This window comes from Pedobacter sp. Leaf194 (assembly GCF_001423945.1).
Lineage (GTDB): Bacteria > Bacteroidota > Bacteroidia > Sphingobacteriales > Sphingobacteriaceae > Pedobacter.
Genome location: NZ_LMPU01000010.1, coordinates 182,663 through 200,210, shown reverse-complemented (window position 1 = coordinate 200,210; position 17,548 = coordinate 182,663). Strand labels below are relative to the sequence as shown.

General features: G+C 36.8%; 16 protein-coding genes. 12 read left to right on the top strand and 4 right to left on the bottom strand.

Translation table 11 applies throughout. From position 1 onward, the window contains the following. The first annotated feature begins 6 nt into the window (after positions 1–6). Positions 7–921, top strand: coding sequence for a gliding motility protein GldN (gene gldN / locus ASG14_RS15450; RefSeq protein ID WP_056871967.1), 915 nt, complete (start codon positions 7–9; stop codon positions 919–921). Positions 922–1,005: 84 nt separating this feature from the next. On the opposite strand, the gene uvrC is transcribed toward gldN, so the two are convergent. The 3 genes from uvrC to ASG14_RS15435 form a co-directional block, all read right to left on the bottom strand. Then, the gene (gene uvrC / locus ASG14_RS15445) at positions 1,006–2,808 is read right to left on the bottom strand and encodes an excinuclease ABC subunit UvrC (RefSeq protein WP_056871966.1); all 1,803 of its coding nucleotides are present in this window, start codon (positions 2,806–2,808) and stop codon (positions 1,006–1,008) included. A gap of 82 nt (positions 2,809–2,890) precedes the next feature. Beyond that, the gene (locus ASG14_RS15440; protein WP_056871965.1) at positions 2,891–5,113 is read right to left on the bottom strand and encodes a transglycosylase domain-containing protein; all 2,223 of its coding nucleotides are present in this window, start codon (positions 5,111–5,113) and stop codon (positions 2,891–2,893) included. A gap of 1 nt (position 5,114) precedes the next feature. Continuing rightward, entirely contained in the window at positions 5,115–7,892 is a 2,778-nt protein-coding gene (locus ASG14_RS15435; RefSeq protein WP_056871964.1) for a tol-pal system YbgF family protein, read from the bottom strand. A 107-nt stretch (positions 7,893–7,999) separates the two neighbouring features. Here ASG14_RS15435 and ASG14_RS15430 point away from each other — a divergent pair, with 107 nt between their 5' ends. From ASG14_RS15430 to ASG14_RS15390, 9 genes are all read left to right on the top strand, one after another. Continuing rightward, the gene (locus ASG14_RS15430; RefSeq protein ID WP_056871963.1) at positions 8,000–8,221 is read left to right on the top strand and encodes an AtpZ/AtpI family protein; all 222 of its coding nucleotides are present in this window, start codon (positions 8,000–8,002) and stop codon (positions 8,219–8,221) included. A gap of 149 nt (positions 8,222–8,370) precedes the next feature. Beyond that, a complete protein-coding gene (locus ASG14_RS15425) occupies positions 8,371–8,814 on the top strand; it encodes a hypothetical protein (RefSeq protein WP_235528603.1) in 444 nt (147 codons plus the stop codon). Positions 8,815–8,828: 14 nt separating this feature from the next. Further along, on the top strand, positions 8,829–9,953 hold the full coding sequence (gene atpB / locus ASG14_RS15420; RefSeq protein ID WP_056871962.1) for a F0F1 ATP synthase subunit A: 1,125 nt from the start codon (positions 8,829–8,831) through the stop codon (positions 9,951–9,953). A 40-nt stretch (positions 9,954–9,993) separates the two neighbouring features. Next, entirely contained in the window at positions 9,994–10,209 is a 216-nt protein-coding gene (gene atpE, locus ASG14_RS15415) for an ATP synthase F0 subunit C (protein ID WP_056087863.1), read from the top strand. Positions 10,210–10,300: 91 nt separating this feature from the next. Further along, positions 10,301–10,795: a F0F1 ATP synthase subunit B gene (locus ASG14_RS15410; protein ID WP_056087866.1), complete on the top strand. Its 495-nt coding sequence runs from the start codon at positions 10,301–10,303 to the stop codon at positions 10,793–10,795. A gap of 93 nt (positions 10,796–10,888) precedes the next feature. Then, positions 10,889–11,428, top strand: a complete 540-nt coding sequence (atpH, locus tag ASG14_RS15405) for an ATP synthase F1 subunit delta (RefSeq protein WP_056871961.1) — start codon at positions 10,889–10,891, stop codon at positions 11,426–11,428. Positions 11,429–11,641: 213 nt separating this feature from the next. Next, on the top strand, positions 11,642–13,216 hold the full coding sequence (gene atpA / locus ASG14_RS15400) for a F0F1 ATP synthase subunit alpha (protein WP_056871960.1): 1,575 nt from the start codon (positions 11,642–11,644) through the stop codon (positions 13,214–13,216). 72 nt (positions 13,217–13,288) lie between these two features. Then, positions 13,289–14,179: an ATP synthase F1 subunit gamma gene (atpG, locus tag ASG14_RS15395; RefSeq protein ID WP_056871959.1), complete on the top strand. Its 891-nt coding sequence runs from the start codon at positions 13,289–13,291 to the stop codon at positions 14,177–14,179. 188 nt (positions 14,180–14,367) lie between these two features. Further along, positions 14,368–15,510 carry an ATP-binding protein gene (locus tag ASG14_RS15390; protein WP_056871958.1) on the top strand — a complete coding sequence of 381 codons (1,143 nt, stop codon included), beginning with the start codon at positions 14,368–14,370 and terminating at the stop codon, positions 15,508–15,510. Positions 15,511–15,552: 42 nt separating this feature from the next. Here the strand turns inward: ASG14_RS15390 and ASG14_RS15385 are convergent, their stop codons facing one another. Then, positions 15,553–16,287, bottom strand: coding sequence for a hypothetical protein (locus ASG14_RS15385; protein ID WP_056871957.1), 735 nt, complete (start codon positions 16,285–16,287; stop codon positions 15,553–15,555). A gap of 170 nt (positions 16,288–16,457) precedes the next feature. Between ASG14_RS15385 and ASG14_RS15380 the strand changes: the two genes are divergently transcribed. Beyond that, a complete protein-coding gene (locus ASG14_RS15380) occupies positions 16,458–17,222 on the top strand; it encodes a 5'-nucleotidase, lipoprotein e(P4) family (RefSeq protein WP_056871956.1) in 765 nt (254 codons plus the stop codon). 57 nt (positions 17,223–17,279) lie between these two features. Continuing rightward, positions 17,280–17,498 (top strand): hypothetical protein, encoded by a 219-nt coding sequence (locus ASG14_RS15375; protein ID WP_056871955.1) that lies wholly within the window; start codon positions 17,280–17,282, stop codon positions 17,496–17,498. Positions 17,499–17,548 lie beyond the last annotated feature (50 nt).

Sequence of the window (17,548 nt, the reverse complement as noted above, 5' to 3'; positions counted from 1 at the left end):
AAGAAGATGAAAAGGATTTTAAGCATCGCTGTATTGGTTTTATCTACCGGCTTTGTATTTGCACAAACGCCTTTAAAAAAGAAGGGTGTGGCAACAACTACAAGTAAAACTGCTGGTAATACAGTTGCACCGGTTGACAGCACTAAAAAGTTAACCGTTAAGAAGAAGCTAAAGGTGCCGCCAAAAGATGGTTTTTACGCCCGCAAAGATATCGACAGTACGGAGATGGTTCCTTTGGCGGATGTACGTGAGGAGGATGTGTTCTATGCTAAGAGAATCTGGCGTGAAATCGATCTTCGTGATACGGTAAATTCATCGCTCAAGTCTCCAAAATCCAGACTGATTGATGTTTTGATCTCTGCTGTAAAATCAGAAGAACTTACAGCCTATTCGCCATTTGATACGTTAAATAACGAAGATGATGCTTTTACAAATCCACTAACTGCCGATACTGCTTTAATGCAGGCTGCAGGTACTGTAGAGGTTACCGATTCAAAAGCAGGAACTGTAAAAACGGTTGCAAACGACCTGAATCCTGAATCATTTTTGAAATTTAGAATTAAAGAAGACTGGATTTTTGACGTTAAACGTTCGATATTCGAACCTCGTATTGTTGGCATTGCGCCAATGAAATTTATTGAATCTTCGAAACAATGGCAGCCGGTTTTTTGGGTAAGTTACGATGAACTTAGGCCAATAATAGCGCATAAAAGGTTGATTAATACCAACAATGATGCCTCTACGCTGAGCTTTGATGATTTCTTCATCCGCCGCTTATTCAGTAGTTATATTGTTAAGGAATCCAACCCGGGAGATAACAAGTTAAGAGACATCATTACCGACCCAAGGGAAAGGTTAATGGAATCTGAAAAAATTAAGAAATCGGTTCTTGATTACGAACAGGGACTTTGGGAATACTAAACAAAAAGCTTCGATTTTTATCGAAGCTTTTTTTATATAACTTACTTTAGTTCCCCGGAAATAATACCGCCTTACGATAGAATTCTAGGCTTGTTTAAAGTATTCCAATAGGGTAATAATTTGCTTTTTGTTGAGCACTTCACTTAACTCTTTTTCTGTTGCTTCTTTAATTTTTTTAACAGATTTGAAATGAGTAAGCAACCTGTCAGCTGTTGTTTTTCCAATAGCCGGAATTTGTTCCAGTTCGGTTTTCAAGGTACCCTGATCTCTTTTCTTCCGGTGAAATGTGATTCCAAAACGGTGGGCTTCATCACGCAGTTGTTGAATAACCTTTAACGTTTCAGACTTTTTATCAAGGTACAGCGGGTAAGAATCGCCGGGATAAAATAATTCTTCCAAACGTTTTGCTATACCTATTATTGTAACTTTATTTTCGATACCAAGCAGTTTCAAGCTTTTTACGGCCGATGATAATTGCCCTTTACCACCATCAATAATTATCAGCTGCGGCAGTGGCTGGTCTTCATCTAACATTCTCCTGTAACGCCTAAAAACTGCCTCCTCCATGGTCGCGAAATCATTCGGTCCTTCAACAGTTTTCACATTAAAGTGGCGATAATCTTTTTTCGACGGCTTCGCATCTTTAAATACAACAATTGCCGAAACCGGATATTTTCCCTGGAAATTTGAGTTATCAAAACATTCTATATGCTTGGGAAGTTGCGTTAAACGCAAGTCCTTTTGCATGGTAGTTAAAATCCTGTCGGTGCGTAAATCTGGATTCAGTTTCTCGTATTGATTCAGTTTTTCTTTTTTAAAAAACAAAACGTTTTTTTGAGAAAGCTCCAGAAGTTTCTTTTTCTCTCCTAGTTTTGGTACAGTAAAACGTAAACTTTCGTCTTCCAGCGAAGGTTCAAAAGGAACAATAATTTCTCTTGAAGTACTGCTAAATTTTGTTCTGAACTCGAGCAAAGCAAGCGTTAATATTTCATCGTCGCTTTCATCTAACTGCTTTTTTACCTCAATGGTCTGTGTTTGGATAATCGTTCCATTCATCACCTTCAGGTAGTTTACAAATGCATAACGTTCATCGGAGGCAATGCTCACCACGTCGACATTTGTAATTGCGCTGTTTACCACTGTTGATTTACTTTGGTATTTCTCCAAAACCTGTAACCTCCTCGAATATTGATGCGCCAATTCGAAATTAAGATCTTCAGATGCTGTTTTAATAACGCTTTTAACATCGCGGATAACGTTGCCGATTTTGCCATTTAAAATCTCTTTTATTTCCGCAATATTCTTATCGTAATCGCTTTCTGTCTGGTAAGCCTGGCATGGCCCTTTGCAATTTCCAATCTGATATTCCAGGCAAACCTTAAACTTTCCTTCTGCAATGTTTTGTTCGTTTAATGGTAGCGAGCAGGTTCTAAGCGGATAAGTTTCTTTTATCAAATCGAGAATAGTGTGCATCATTCCTATCGAACCATAAGGGCCAAAATATGTCGAACCATCCTTTATAACTTTTCTAGTCCAGTAAATTCGGGGATAATTTTCGTTTTTAACAATAATCCAGGGATAGGTTTTATCATCCTTTAAGTTGATGTTAAATTTAGGCTGATGCTTTTTTATCAGGCTGTTTTCGAGTAACCAGGCGTCAATTTCAGTATCAACAATGGTAAAGGTTATCTTTCTTATTTTCGAAACAAGTACCCGTGTTTTTCCGTTAAACTGATTTTTATCGGTGTTGAAATAGGAGCCAACACGGTTACGCAAATCCTTCGCTTTTCCGATATACATTAACTTTCCATCCGCATCCCAATATTGATATACGCCTGGTTTATGCGGAATTGCCGTTAATGCTGTTTTATGGTCGAAACTGCTCATTTAAATACAAAAATAGAATTTCGGAAACGAAAATCTATTTCTCAAGGGATATTATTTGTGAAGATATTTGTGGCATCAGCCTTTAGAAACCAAGCTTTTCATCCAATTCGGTTGTGCCTTCCTCTTGCTTTTGATAAAGGTTACAATCAAATACAATGGAAACGCCAGACTTTGGTGCTTCAAAATCTGCATGACTGATCTTTAAACCTGGATTTGCATAAACCCGCTTTATAAAACCTGCAAATATTGGGAGCGCTGTATTGGCACCTTCCCCCTGGCTGGTACTTAAAAAGTGGAATGCCCTATCCTCACAACCCGTCCAGATTCCTGTTACCAGCTGAGGTGTAATCGCCATGAACCATCCGTCAGAATTGTTCTGCGTGGTACCAGTTTTGCCGCCTATTGGTGCATTTACTTTATATTTATTGATAAGCCGGTATCCTGTTCCCCCCGTTACTACACCCTTAAGCATTCTGGTCATAACGTACGCAACTTCCTCACTCACCACAGGCTTCGGAATTGCTTTTTGAGAGAATAGTACAACACCATTTTTATCTTCAACCCTAAGCAGGTAAACTGGTTTCGTGTAAACACCTTTATTAGCAAAAGTACCGTAAGCACCAACCATATTGTAGATTGACGCATCGAAAGTACCGAGCGCAATAGAAGGGTAAGGCGGTACGTTTGGTATACCCATTTTTGTTGCAAGCGCAGAAACCGCAACCGGGCCAACTTGTTTCATCAGGTATGCGGTTACATAGTTTTGTGAATAAGCCAGGGCTTTTTGTAATGTAATTGAACCAGGTAACGGTGCACCTGAAGATTTCGGTGTCCAGGGTTCGCCATATCCATCAATCGTTACAGGAACATTTGGCACTGTTAAGCATGGCGAAAAGCCGTTTTCTACAGCAACCGTATAGGTAAAAGGTTTTGCTGTAGAACCCACCTGGCGGGTTCCCATTTTAACCTGGTCGTACTTAAAATGTTCATAATTTATGCCTCCAACCCAGGCTTTAACATACCCTGTAGTCGGGTCCATGCTCATCATGGCATTTCTTAGCAACATCTTGTAGTACCGTACCGAATCAATCGGTTTCATTGTGGTATCAACATTTCCTTTCCAGGTAAAAATTGTTAAGTCTGTAGGCGTGTTAAAATCGGCCTTTATCTCCTCATCAGTTTTGCCTTCCAGCTTTAGCGATTTATATCTGTCAGAACGTTTGATACCCTGTTCAATTTGCAAGGCCTTATCCCTGAAAGGATTTCTTCCTTTCCAGCTATTGATAAACTGTGCCTGCAATACTTTCATGTATTCTTTTTGAGCCTCTTCTGCATATTGCTGCATATCATAGTTAAGGGTTGTATAAACCTTTAAACCATCGCGATCTAAGTCGTAAGGCGTTCCATCTGGTTTAGTTATTCCCTGCTCCTCAAAAATATTTTTTATGTCGGCTTTTAACACCGAGCGGAAATAAGGTGCAATGCCATCATTTACAGTTGCCGCATTAAAATGGAGGTTAAGTGGTGTTTCTTTCTCTTCGTCGAATTGTTGTTGAGTTAAAAAATCGGATTTAACCATCATGGCCATTACCGTATTTCTTCTCGCTTTTGAACGCTCAGGATTGCGTGTTGGAGAATACATGGTTATGCCTTTCTGCATGCCGACCAAAGTTGCTGCCTGTGGAACTGTTAATTTATCTGGTGTAGTGTTAAAGTAAACCCTTGCCGCCGATTTTATTCCATAGGCCTGATTTCCAAAATCGACCGTGTTGAGGTACATGGTGATAATCTCTTCCTTTGTGTAATTTCTTTCAAGCTTAACTGCCACAACCCATTCTTTAAACTTCTGCATAACCCGTTTAAAAAAATTCCGTTGTCTGCCTTCTTCCGAAAATAGATTAAGCGCCAACTGCTGCGTAATGGTACTGCCGCCTTGTTTTTTTCCGATTAAATTATAACCTATGATGGTAAATGTACGTTGAAAGTCTATTCCGGAATGTTCTTTAAAACGCGTATCTTCCGTGGCAATTAAGCCGTTTATTACATTTGGTGAAATTTCTTTATAGGTAACGTTCGAACGGTTTTGTACGAAATATGTTCCAATCGTTCTACCGTCGTCGGCAATAATTTCTGATGCCTGATTGCTTTTTGGATGTTCAATATCTCTGAAAGAAGGCAAAGTTCCAAAGAGGCCAAAACCCATCATAGAAATGAAAATGGCAAATAGTGCAATTCCGCCGATTACAATTTTCCATATTCGAAGGTTGTATCTTTTTTCGTCGGCTGCAGAAAGTGGTTTGTTCATTTTAATAATTGTTTTTGTAAAACTCCAGATAATCGTTAACACGATTTCTATCTGTTAGTTTTTCGAAATTCTCTTTACTGATGATGAAACTCTTGTATTTATTGGCTGGCACCTTCATTATGTTTTTCAAGGAACTTTTAATGCTCTCTTCATAAATTTTTGCATCTTCCAAATCCACAAAACTGGTTACATAAATTAGTTGGTCATCATCTAACTCTACCAATTTATGGGCCAAATCATTATCAGGATAGTTACCGCGGTTAAACTGCCCAATCCCAAATCTCGAAGAGCTCAAAGTTAAGGAAGCATCTGCAACATCTATCACATAATAGTAAGTATTTGATGTTGCCGTGCTAAATATGCTAGCTGGCTTAGCTAAATCTGTATTGGCGTCAACTGGTTTTGCTGTTGGTTTTTCGGTAGTTTTTGGCGTAAGCTCTGGCGTAACTGCGGCATTCATGTTTTCGATAGGCTTTGGTTTCGCATTAGCAGGTGCGGCCTGGCTTACAAATCTCGGTTCTTTTGCATCAAAATCTATTAAAGCAACAGGACGACGTTTAAATTCTTCCATGTTTGCCTCGATGTACTTTAGATGGTCTCTCACCAACGGTGTGATGATTAAATCATTTGGATAATTTGCTGTAATCGAATTAAATTCCGTTAAAAGTGCATCAACTTTTGCAGTTCTGCCAACGGAAATCGCTTTTAAATAAGCATATTGAGGTGCCAAGCCACTGTTTGGGTAAGCAGTTATATTATCTGAAGCTTGTTTAATTACTCCCGGATAATTTTTTTGAGCGTATGCATCAAATGCATTATTGTAACCTTGGTTAATTGCATTTTCGAGCGCATCTTGTTTTACAGAATAAGATGGGTCTAAGATCGTTTTTGCGAAGTTAGATTCAGGAAACTTTGTTAAAACCGCCTGGCGATATTCGTTCGATTTGCCTTCTTCGTTGCCTTTATAATTCAGATAAAGACTGTAATAAATTGCAGCAAGATGGTTGTTATCAGGAAACCTTTTTAACAATTCGAGGTAAACCTTATTTGCTTCAGCTTTATCGTTAAGCTCCTGCTGATAGAAGCTTGCAATTTCGAAATAAGCATCGATTATTTTTTGGTTTGATGTGGCAACCAAAGCAGGGGTTAATGGAAGTGCATCAGCAAATTGTTTTTCTAACGATGTTTGGTCTGCTTCCGTTGAGGCCGTACCGGTGTTTAAAGGCGTAATTCCGTTTGCAACATTTCCACCCGCCAAAATCTGGCTTGTTTCCTGGGCGGATGAACGCACACTCTGGCGCCAGTTATCTTCGAGTTGCCGGTTTCCCCAACGCTTTTTGAAATCGGCGAAGCCGTTACTGATTGCAGCATTGTTATTAAAGTAAAATGTATTGCCGCTGCCAACACTGCTTGCAGAAACGGTCACATTTTCACCCGGGAATGAGGAACTGTTCAGCGCTTGCGCATTATTATTTACAACGGTAGACACTTCAACTTTCGGCCTTAAATAATCTTTAATTTTTGCTGCTCTTTCGCTCTCGGGCAGTTTTGCAATTGCCTGCAAAGTGTCTTCCTTCGAAATTAAGGTGTATCGATATGACAGATACTGGAGGTTTTCGGCTTTTTTTACAATGTTATCGTAATCCGGGAAATTTTTTGGGAGAATTAAAACTGTGCTGTCGTAGTACCTTTTTGCCTTGATGTAGTTTTTAAATTCACTGAAATTCAAATCAGCAATTTTTAAATAAGATAAGGCTTTTTGATTTTGATTTCTCGTGCTGTTTTTAACTGATTTTATGTAGGCGTCTTCCGCTTTTGAAAAGTTATTTTCTTTTGCGAATAATTCGCCAACCTGATAATAAATCTGGTCAGTATAATCGAAATTTTTGTCATCTTTAAGCAATGCTAGCAATGCCTTATCTTCATTTATTTTGTAGCCACTAATTAAGGCCCGCAGTTTAATTCGCTGCAGATTTGCATGGAAATACATCTCAAAAGGCGCATTACTGTTTTCAACCTTGGTATAATTAATAAAGGCATTTTGAAGGTCGTTTTCCTTCTCCTGTAGCTGTGCAAGAATATATTGCCAGCGAATTCTTAATTGCTTTTCATCAGCTGTTCTTATGGCGGTTTCCAATAATAAAATCGCTTCCTTGTTTCGTTTCTGATAAATACGCATCTGCGCAGTTGTAGCCAGGGGCTCAGGCAAATCTCTCTTCAATTCATCCTGAGCACGTAGCATGGTGTCAAGAATCTTATCTGCATAAACCATATTGTTCAACTCCATCTGGCTTCTCGCTTTCCAGTTCATCGCCATGATGAAAGTTTTTAAATTGTTTTTATAGGTTTTAGCGGTGTAATCAAAGTATTCAGAAGCGATAAAATAATTCCCTTTCAAATAATTGGCCTTACCCAAAAGCATATATGCATCATCGATATAATTGCTAAAGCTTTTTTCGTTAATAATCGCCTGACCTTTAAAAATAACATCGTCTAACGGCTTGTTGGCTACAGAAGGTGTTAGGGTCAAAGTGATTTGCGGTTCGGGGTCTAAATAAACCGGCAATATTTTTTCGTAATTATCAGCATAGGTTTGCAACAAACCTTCATTGTATTCTGTTAATAAAACATTTGAGTTATAGATATAGTTATACCGGGCCGTTAAGTTTTGCATCTTTCGGTCTACGGCAGTATCTTTATTGGCTACACAGCCGTAAATAAAGAATGCACTGAAAAGTAAAATGAAGGGAGATAGGGTTTTGTCGGTGTATTTTTTCAATTATAAAAAATCGCGTTAGTTATATACAATAAACAAAATATAGGTAAAAATATTTTACCTGGCAAAAATTTAATTATCCAAAGTTAACTTAATTATTGTATTATAAAATGGAAAAGCCAAACCTCGAAGACAGCAAAAAAAAGGTTAATGCCGCTGCGAAATATTCTGCAATAGGCTTCCAAATGATAGCGACTATCGGGCTGTTCACTTTTATCGGTTACAAAATAGACGAACACCGGCACAGCAAAACCAACATTATTACCGCAGTTTTTGCGCTGGTTGGTGTTGGAATTGCCCTATACCAGGCAATTAGGCAGGCAACTAAATAATTGCTAAAGGTTATATTGCTAGCCTGTTTAAAAAGATGGGGCAAACAGTTAATTAAGTGAATTCAGCATTAGGATATTTACCTCAGCTAACCAATTAACGGGTTTAACTGCTTCAGCAATCTAACAATAATTATTTTGTCACTACTTAGTTGATACTAAAAACCTTATCTTTGCGGGAGTTTTTATTTGCAAACGTTATTCCGTTGAATCTAGCCAAATTTACCAGTTTCTATTTAATATTTGTTGGGGTTTTAATAGGCATTATTGCGATTCTGCCGACGATTTTTCCTGGCACGGAGCTTTTCGTTAAAAACTTTTGGCTTCTGTTTGGCTTCTTAGCAGGCATCACTTTTATAGCTTATTTGCTTGTCGATATTGGAATAAAAAAAGACCCGGAAGTAGGAATTATGGCCATTATGGGATCGATTGCTGTGAAGATGATTTTTTGTATGGCTTTTGTGTTGATTTACAGTATAAAAGAGAAGGGATTAGGTGTTGTGTTTCTCGTAAATTTTTTTTCTTTATATTTATTGTTTTCTGCCTTTGAAATATACTGTTTGTTGCGTAACTTGCGCCACCAAAATTTAAAGTAAAAATCTGCCAATAAATGGATTGTAACCAAGTTTTAGTATCTAAAGTTAAGAAGGTAATTGTTGTTTTTACGCTTTTAATCGCGTTTCTATCTATCAAAATTGATACTTTCGCTCAAGCTGATAGTGCTGTTGTTCCTGTTGATAGTGCTGTTGCTAAAACTGCAGAAGAAGTTTCTGGTGAGCATGCTGCTGTAGCGCATGGCAAAGAAAAATTCGAGCCGACAAAAGTGATTATGGAGCACATTGCAGATTCGCACATGTGGCATCTTTGGGGTCACACTTCCTTGCCTCTTCCTGTAATTTTATATACTAACGGTGGATTGGAAGTATTCTCTTCGGCGCATTTCCATCATGGTGAAGAAGATTATCAGGGTAAATACAACAAATACCGTTTAGAAGAAGACCATGTAAAGGTGGTTGGTGCCGATGGCAAAATTGATGAAGAAGCATCTGTTTTAGATTTCTCTATCACCAAGAACGTTGCGGCAATGTTTGTTGCTATATTTGTTATCCTAATCGTTTTTATTTCGGTAGCCGGTGCTTACAAGAGGCGTGTTGGTAAATCTCCAAAAGGTTTGCAGTCTTTCATTGAGCCAATCATCATTTTTGTTAGAGATGATATTGCTAAACCAAATATTGGTCATAAATACGCCAAGTTTATGCCGTATTTATTAACTACGTTTTTCTTCATTCTGTTTAATAACATATTTGGTTTAATCCCGATTTTTCCGGGTGGTGCAAACGTTACTGGTAACATTGCTTTAACTTTTGTTATGGCGCTAGGAACGATGATAATCGTCAACATTAACGGCAATAAGTATTATTGGAAACACATTTTTAAGCCAGATGTTCCATTTTGGTTGTACCCGATTATGATTCCTGTAGAGCTCATTGGTATCATTTCTAAGCCGTTCGCTTTAATGATTCGTTTGTTTGCTAACATTACAGCCGGTCACATCATTGTATTAAGTTTAATATCGTTAATATTTATTTTCGAAACATTGGCTATTGCTCCGGTTTCAGTTGCATTCGTTTTATTTATGGATGTGTTGGAATTGTTAGTAGCATTTTTACAGGCCTTTATTTTCACATTACTTACTGCCTTATTTATTGGTATGGCAGTAGAAGAACATCATTAATAGAAACTATTTTTTACAAATCAATATAAATAAATTAGTTATGGTAGGTTCAATCGCGGCAATTGGTGCCGGTTTAGCAGTAATCGGTGCAGGTATCGGTATCGGTCAAGTAGGTGGTAAAGCAATGGAAGGTATTGCTCGTCAACCAGAAGCTGCATCAAAAATTCAGACTGCAATGATTATCGCTGCTGCCCTTATTGAGGGTGCTGCTTTATTCGGTGTGGTAGTTGCATTATTAGGTAACAATCCTCAGTAATTCAAACTGGAAAAAATTAGATAGAGTATCTAACGATTGGTTATTTACTCTATCTTAATTAACAAGATTAAGATTAAAAAAATTAGATAAAATGGATTTAGTAACCCCAAGCATAGGATTGGTTTTTTGGACATCATTAGCGTTTATTTGCTTATTGATTTTACTTAGAAAGTTTGCATGGAAACCTATTTTAGGTGCTATTCACGAACGTGAGCAAAGTATTGATGAGGCGCTAAACAAGGCTGAATTGGCAAAACAAGAAATGGCTCGTTTAACAAGTCAGAATCAAGATTTGATGCAACAAGCCCGTGCTGAACGCGATGAAATTTTAAAGGAAGCTAAAACCTTAAAAGACGGTATCTTAAACGAAGCTAAAAAACAAGCTCAGGTAGAAGGTGCTAAATTAATTGAGAAAGCTAAAATCGAAATCGAAAACCAAAAGAAAGCGGCGCTAGCTGAGGTTAAAGACCAGGTTTCTACTTTATCATTAGAAATTGCTGAACGTGTTTTACGTACGCAGCTAGATGATAAAACTAAACAAGAAGCTTTAGTTGCTAACTTGTTAAAAGACGTTGAATTAAATTAAGTTTCAAAGTACAAAGTACAAAGTTCAAAGTTCAAAGTTTCAATCTCGGATTTAGACTTTCAACATTAAACTTTCAACTTTCAACTCAAATATATGTCAGAAATTAAAGTTGCAGGCAGATACGCCAAATCATTATTAGACTTAGCCATTGAAGGTAATACTTTGGAGGCTGCTTACAATGATATGGTATTATTTAAAAAAGTGGTTGATGCGACCCCGGAACTTGAGGCTATACTGAAAAATCCGATTATGCCACTTGATAAAAAAGCTGGCATTTTGAATGGCATTTTTGGTGATAAAGTAGGAAAGTTAACCCTAACATTCTTCAAAACTGTCGTTAATAAAGGCCGTTCGGTTGTGTTATTTGCTACGGCTAAACAATTCATACATCAATATAATGTGCTTAAGGGTATCGTTACTGCTGATGTTACAACAGCAACTCCGTTAAGTGCTTCAGCTAAAGACGAAATTGTTTCCATTGTGAAAAAAGAATTAGGTGCAAATCAGGTTGTGTTAAACGAAAAAGTTAATGCGAATTTGATTGGCGGATTTATACTTAAGGTTGGAGATAAGCAATTTGATGCAAGTATTGCCAGTAGCTTAAGTAAACTGAAAAAAGAATTTGCGGCTTAGGAGCATAAAATAGTTGGTATCAAGAAAGGTTTTTGAACTTTGAGGGATACTGAAATAACAGAAGAGCTACAGCACAATAACATATAAACCCGATTGACAGCGGTATTTTTGTCATCCTGAGTATAATGGACGGACAAAAATTAAGCAAAAAGCGGGACCAAAATAACAAAAGAACTACAAGATTTACATTTACAAAAAGATATAATTAAAACTATGGTAGAGGTAAGACCAGACGAAGTATCGGCAATTATTAGACAGCAATTGGCGGGCTTCAAATCAGAAACCGAACTGGAAGAAGTTGGTACCGTATTGCAAGTGGGCGACGGTATTGCCCGCGTTTACGGTTTAACTAAAGTTCAATCGGGAGAATTGGTTGAATTTGCAAACGGCCTGCAAGGAATTGTATTAAACCTTGAAGAAGATAACGTTGGTGTGGTACTTTTGGGTGCTTTTGACGAGATTAAAGAAGGTGATACAATTAAACGTACCAAAAAAATTGCCTCTATTAAAGTTGGTGAAGGTATGCTTGGCCGCGTGGTTAACACTTTAGGAGAGCCTTTGGATGGTAAAGGTCCGATTCTTGGTGAAACTTACGAAATGCCTTTAGAGCGTAAAGCACCAGGTGTAATTTATCGTCAGCCGGTAAATGAGCCTTTACAAACTGGTATTAAAGCAATTGATGCAATGATTCCAATCGGTCGTGGTCAGCGTGAGTTGGTTATTGGCGACCGTCAGATTGGTAAAACTGCTGTTTGTATCGATACCATTATTAACCAGAAAGAATTTTATGAAGCAGGCCAGCCTGTGTTCTGTATTTATGTAGCTATCGGTCAGAAAAACTCTACCGTTGCAAACATTGTACGTACACTTGAAGAAAACGGCGCTTTACCATATACAGTTGTTGTTGCTGCTTCGGCTGCTGACCCTGCTCCAATGCAGTTTTACGCTCCGTTTGCCGGTGCTGCAATTGGTGAGTTTTTCCGTGATACGGGTAGACCAGCTTTGATTGTTTATGATGATTTATCTAAACAAGCTGTTGCTTACCGTGAGGTATCGTTATTACTTCGTCGTCCACCGGGCCGTGAGGCATATCCAGGTGATGTTTTCTACTTGCACAGTCGTTTGTTAGAAAGAGCTGCGAAAATCAACGCCAATGATGATATCGCGAAAAACATGAATGATTTGCCAGAATCGATTAGACATATCGTTAAAGGTGGTGGTTCATTAACAGCTTTACCAATTATTGAAACACAAGCGGGAGACGTTTCTGCTTATATTCCAACAAACGTAATCTCGATTACTGATGGTCAGATTTTCTTAGAGTCGAACTTGTTCAACTCAGGTATTCGTCCGGCAATTAACGTAGGTATTTCGGTATCGCGTGTGGGTGGTAACGCTCAAATTAAATCGATGAAAAAAGTATCAGGTACTTTAAAGTTAGATCAGGCTCAATACCGCGAGTTAGAGGCTTTCTCTAAATTCGGTTCTGACCTAGATGCTGCAACGAAATCGGTTTTAGATAAAGGTGCACGTAACGTTGAAATGCTAAAACAAGCGCAATTCTCGCCATTTACTGTAGAGAAACAAGTTGCAATTGTTTATGCTGGTACTAAGAACTTAATGCGTAATGTTCCGGTTAACAAGGTTAAAGAATTTGAAACAGAATTTTTAACTCAACTGGAAATGCGTCATCCTGAAACTTTAGCAGCATTAAAAGCTGGTAAGTTTGATGATACCATTACTGGTGTTTTAGACACGGTGGCAAAAGAGATTTCAAGTAAATACTAAATAGAGTTCAAAGTTAAAAGTAGAAAGTTCAAACTTTACACTTTTAACTTTTTACTTTACACTTATTAAAGAATGGCTAATTTAAAAGAAGTAAGAAACCGGATTGCATCGGTACAATCAACACAGCAAATTACCAAAGCTATGAAAATGGTTTCGGCTGCTAAGTTGAAACGTGCTACCAATGCAATTATCGCTTTACGTCCTTATGCAACTAAACTGAAAGAGATTTTAGGAAACCTTTCGGCGAGTTTAGAGGGTTCTTCATCGCCTTTTATTCAAGAGCGTGAACCTAATAAGGTTTTAATTATAACAGTATCATCAAACCGTGGTTTGGCCGGTGCTTTTAACATGAACGTAATTAAAGCGGCTAACAATTTAATAGCTGAAAAATATAGCGAACAGTTGAAAAACGGTAACGTTAGCATCATTTCTATCGGTAAGAAAACTCAGGACTTTTACGAGAAACGTAAATACAATGTTATTGGCAACAATAATGAAGTATATTCTGCACTTACTTTTGAAAACGTAACTAAAATTACCGATGTTATTATGGCTGGTTTTATTAAAGGTGACTTTGATAAAGTAGAAGTGGTTTACAATCGTTTTAGAAATGCCGCTGTACAGTTTATTACAACGGAGCAATTGTTGCCTTTGCCAAAGGCTGAAGAAGCTGAAGTTAACACTGACAAGAAATCTACAAATGTAGATTATATTTTAGAACCTTCTCAGGAAGAAATCGTTGAACAGTTAATTCCAAAGTCGATAAAAATTCAGCTGTATAAAGCAGTACTTGATTCACACGCATCCGAGCATGGCGCACGTATGACATCAATGGACAAGGCAACTGAAAATGCCGGTGAGTTATTAAAAGCATTAAAACTTTCTTATAACCAAGCTCGTCAGGCAGCAATTACAACTGAGTTAACGGAGATTGTGAGTGGTGCAGCAGCATTGAACGGATAACCATTAAAGTCTTATCGGTATAATTTAAAATATTAATCCCGTTTCTTAATTGAAACGGGATTTTTTTTCATTAAGATTTTTTACAATCCATAATCATTATGTTTTTATCGGATTAGAATGCGAAATTATTATTATATTATTGGATTGTAATCCATAATTATTATACATTTGTTTTATAATTACTTGTTATGATAGTAAGAAAACAAATTGATTATGCATTGGCAAAACTATTTAAAGGTAAAGCATTTATTGTTTTTGGTCCTAGGCAATCTGGTAAAACCACATTTGTAGAACAATTGCTAGCAAAGGTTGATAAAAAGACTTTATACTTAAATGGTGATGATGCAGATGTAAGGGAAAATTTAGCTAAACCGAATGCCACACAAATTGCACAAATGCTTGGCGATTATGAAATTTTTTTTCTTGATGAAGCACAGCGTATTAAGGATGTAGGGTTATTTATCAAAATCATTGTCGATAGATTTAAAAATGTGCAAGTTATTGCAACAGGCTCATCAGCATTCGAATTGTCAGGAAAGATTAACGAACCATTAACAGGTAGAAAATATGAAATGATGCTTTTGCCTTTTTCTTATATCGAGTTGGTACAAGCAACAGATTTTGTTACCGAAGAACGTTGTTTAACGCAACGTCTAATTTATGGTTCTTATCCCGAAGTAATTAATCAGCCAAACCATGCAGAGGAACATTTAAAACTATTAACCGATAGTTATCTATACAAAGATCTATTTGCACTTGAAGAAGTAAAGAAACCTTTGCTCTTTGAAAAAATTGTAAAAGCTTTAGCATTACAAGTTGGGAGTGAAGTAAACTTTTCAGAATTGGCGCAACTGGTAAAAGCCGATCAAAAAACCGTTGAAAAGTATATAGATTTATTAGAAAAGGCTTTCGTGATTTTTGTTTTACCAGCATTTTCGGGTAATGTTCGTAACGAGATTAAGAAGAATAAAAAAGTATATTTTTACGATACTGGTATTATAAATGCAATAACCAGGAATTTCAATCCTTTAAGCAATCGCAATGATGTTGGCGCATTGTGGGAAAATTATATGATCAGCGAGCGTAAAAAGTACCTGCAACAAAATCAAATAGAAGCAGAATTGTTTTTTTGGCGAACCACGCAACAACAAGAAATAGATTATATTGAAAAAAGAGCTGATAAACTTTTGGCTGTTGAGTTTAAGTGGAATGAAAAAGCAAAAGATAAAATTCCAATAACGTTTACAAAGGCGTATCCAGATGCAGAAACATTTATTTTATCGAGAGCCGATAGAGGAAGTTTTTTGAATGGCGAAGTTTCCAGTTTTTAAAATAAAGAAACCCATTTCAATTAAAAAATGGGTTTCTTTATTTTAAAAATAAGTATTCTCTGGATTAATTATCAACCGTAAATATCCATTCTCAATTTTTTTAATATTTGTGCCATCGCCCCAATAGACTGATGCATTGAATTTTGCTTCTAACAAATATTTTCCTGATTTAAGTTTCTGCAAGTTTGTGACTTCAAATTTAGATTGGCTTTGTAATTCAGGCTTTAACAGCGCATGATATGCAAGACTAGCGTAGCCATATGTTTGCAGACCATAATTATCCCCAAATAATTCGAAAACAACGCCGTCTTGTGAATTATTTCTAGTAAAATCCATGGCGAATTTACGTTCGCCCATAGAAAATAAATCTAATTTGTTTTTAGGTACAAATAATATGGTTTGGTTGGTTTGTTGCTGAGCTTGATTTTTGTTATATTTTTTTATTAACGATACCTCAATTCCATTTCTATCCTCATCTTCAAAAAGGAAGCCGACTCCAAACATCACAGAATCTTTATCTCCCGAGGTATACTCTTTCTGCTTCACTAACGAATCAAGTTTGACATTAGCTACAGCATTTCTTAATGAGTTACTCCTATTTTTTGATTTTTTTTGTACCATTTGCTTTCCATCAATGATGTACGAAATTGAATCTCTTAACAGCTCCAATGGATCAGTTTTTTCAACGGTAGGCGGCTCAATGATTTGACTTTCCTTTTTGCAGGCAGCAAGGAAAATCAGGGCTATGGCGAGCCCGATTAAACTTTTGTTTTTCATATTCATTATTTTATTTGTGTGTGGTTAAAAGTAATAAAATTCTATAACTAAGAAGCTAATAGATGCATGGTTGTATGTCGTTTTAAGAAAAACAGTCTGAAAATTATTCAATTAGAATCCACCTTACATTCATAGGCAGTTTAATATCTTTGCTCCGGTAATAAGCAATTATGAAAAAATACATCTTTCTCATTTTAACACTGGTTCCATTATTTGTTAATGCCCAATCTCCTGCCAGAGATTACACCAATGCCGTGCTTTGGCAGCAAACATCTGGGGAATACAAGGCTTTATGTTTTCAGGCTTATAATTTTGCTCGCTTATCATTAAAAGAATCACTATGGGCAGATACAAGTCGAAAACCTAATTGTGTTATCGTTGATATAGATGAAACCGTTTTAGATAATTCGCCATTTCAGGGACATGAAATTAAGAAAGGTTTGAGTTATAATCCTACAGATTGGACCGAATGGACTAATTTATCGCAAGCCGATACCGTTCCTGGTGCTTTGGCTTTCTTAAAATTCGCAGCATCAAAAAATATAGAAACTTTTTACCTAAGCAATCGTGATGAAAAAGACTATTCGGCAACATTAAAAAATCTACAAAAGTTCGGGTTTCCATACGCAGATGATACGCATTTGTTGGTTTCTAAAGGTAGTTCCAATAAAGAACCACGCAGACAAAAAATTGCAGAAACACACAATATTCTTTTGCTTTGCGGCGATAACCTAAGCGATTTTTCGAATGTTTTTTATCGCGAAAATAAGAATACTATTGAACAAGTAAATTCAAATCAAACCTTATTTGGTACAAAATATATTGTGGTACCAAACCCAATGTATGGCGATTGGGAAAAGCCTTTGTATCAAGGAGAAAACCTTAGTGATAAAGATAAAGCTAAACAGCGTTTAGAACGATTAAAAAGTTACTAAACATTTATAATAATTCAGCAATAAGTATTACTTTTGCTGCATCATAAAAATAACATTATGGAGAACAGCGAATTAAAGCACAATACAGAAAGTATGAAAACGGCTAACCAGCCAGGAATTTATAAAATGATGATTTTTGGGGTACTGGTTTGTATGGTTGGTACTTACGCACGTTTCGCGTTCGATTCCTGGATACTATCTCTTGTATCATGGATTATCCTTTTCATCGGAGCAATCATAAGCATTAAAGGCGTATTCAAGATTTTAGACGCATAAAATATTTTCTTTCGGAATATAAGAGCCAATTATGTGAGCAACATAATTGG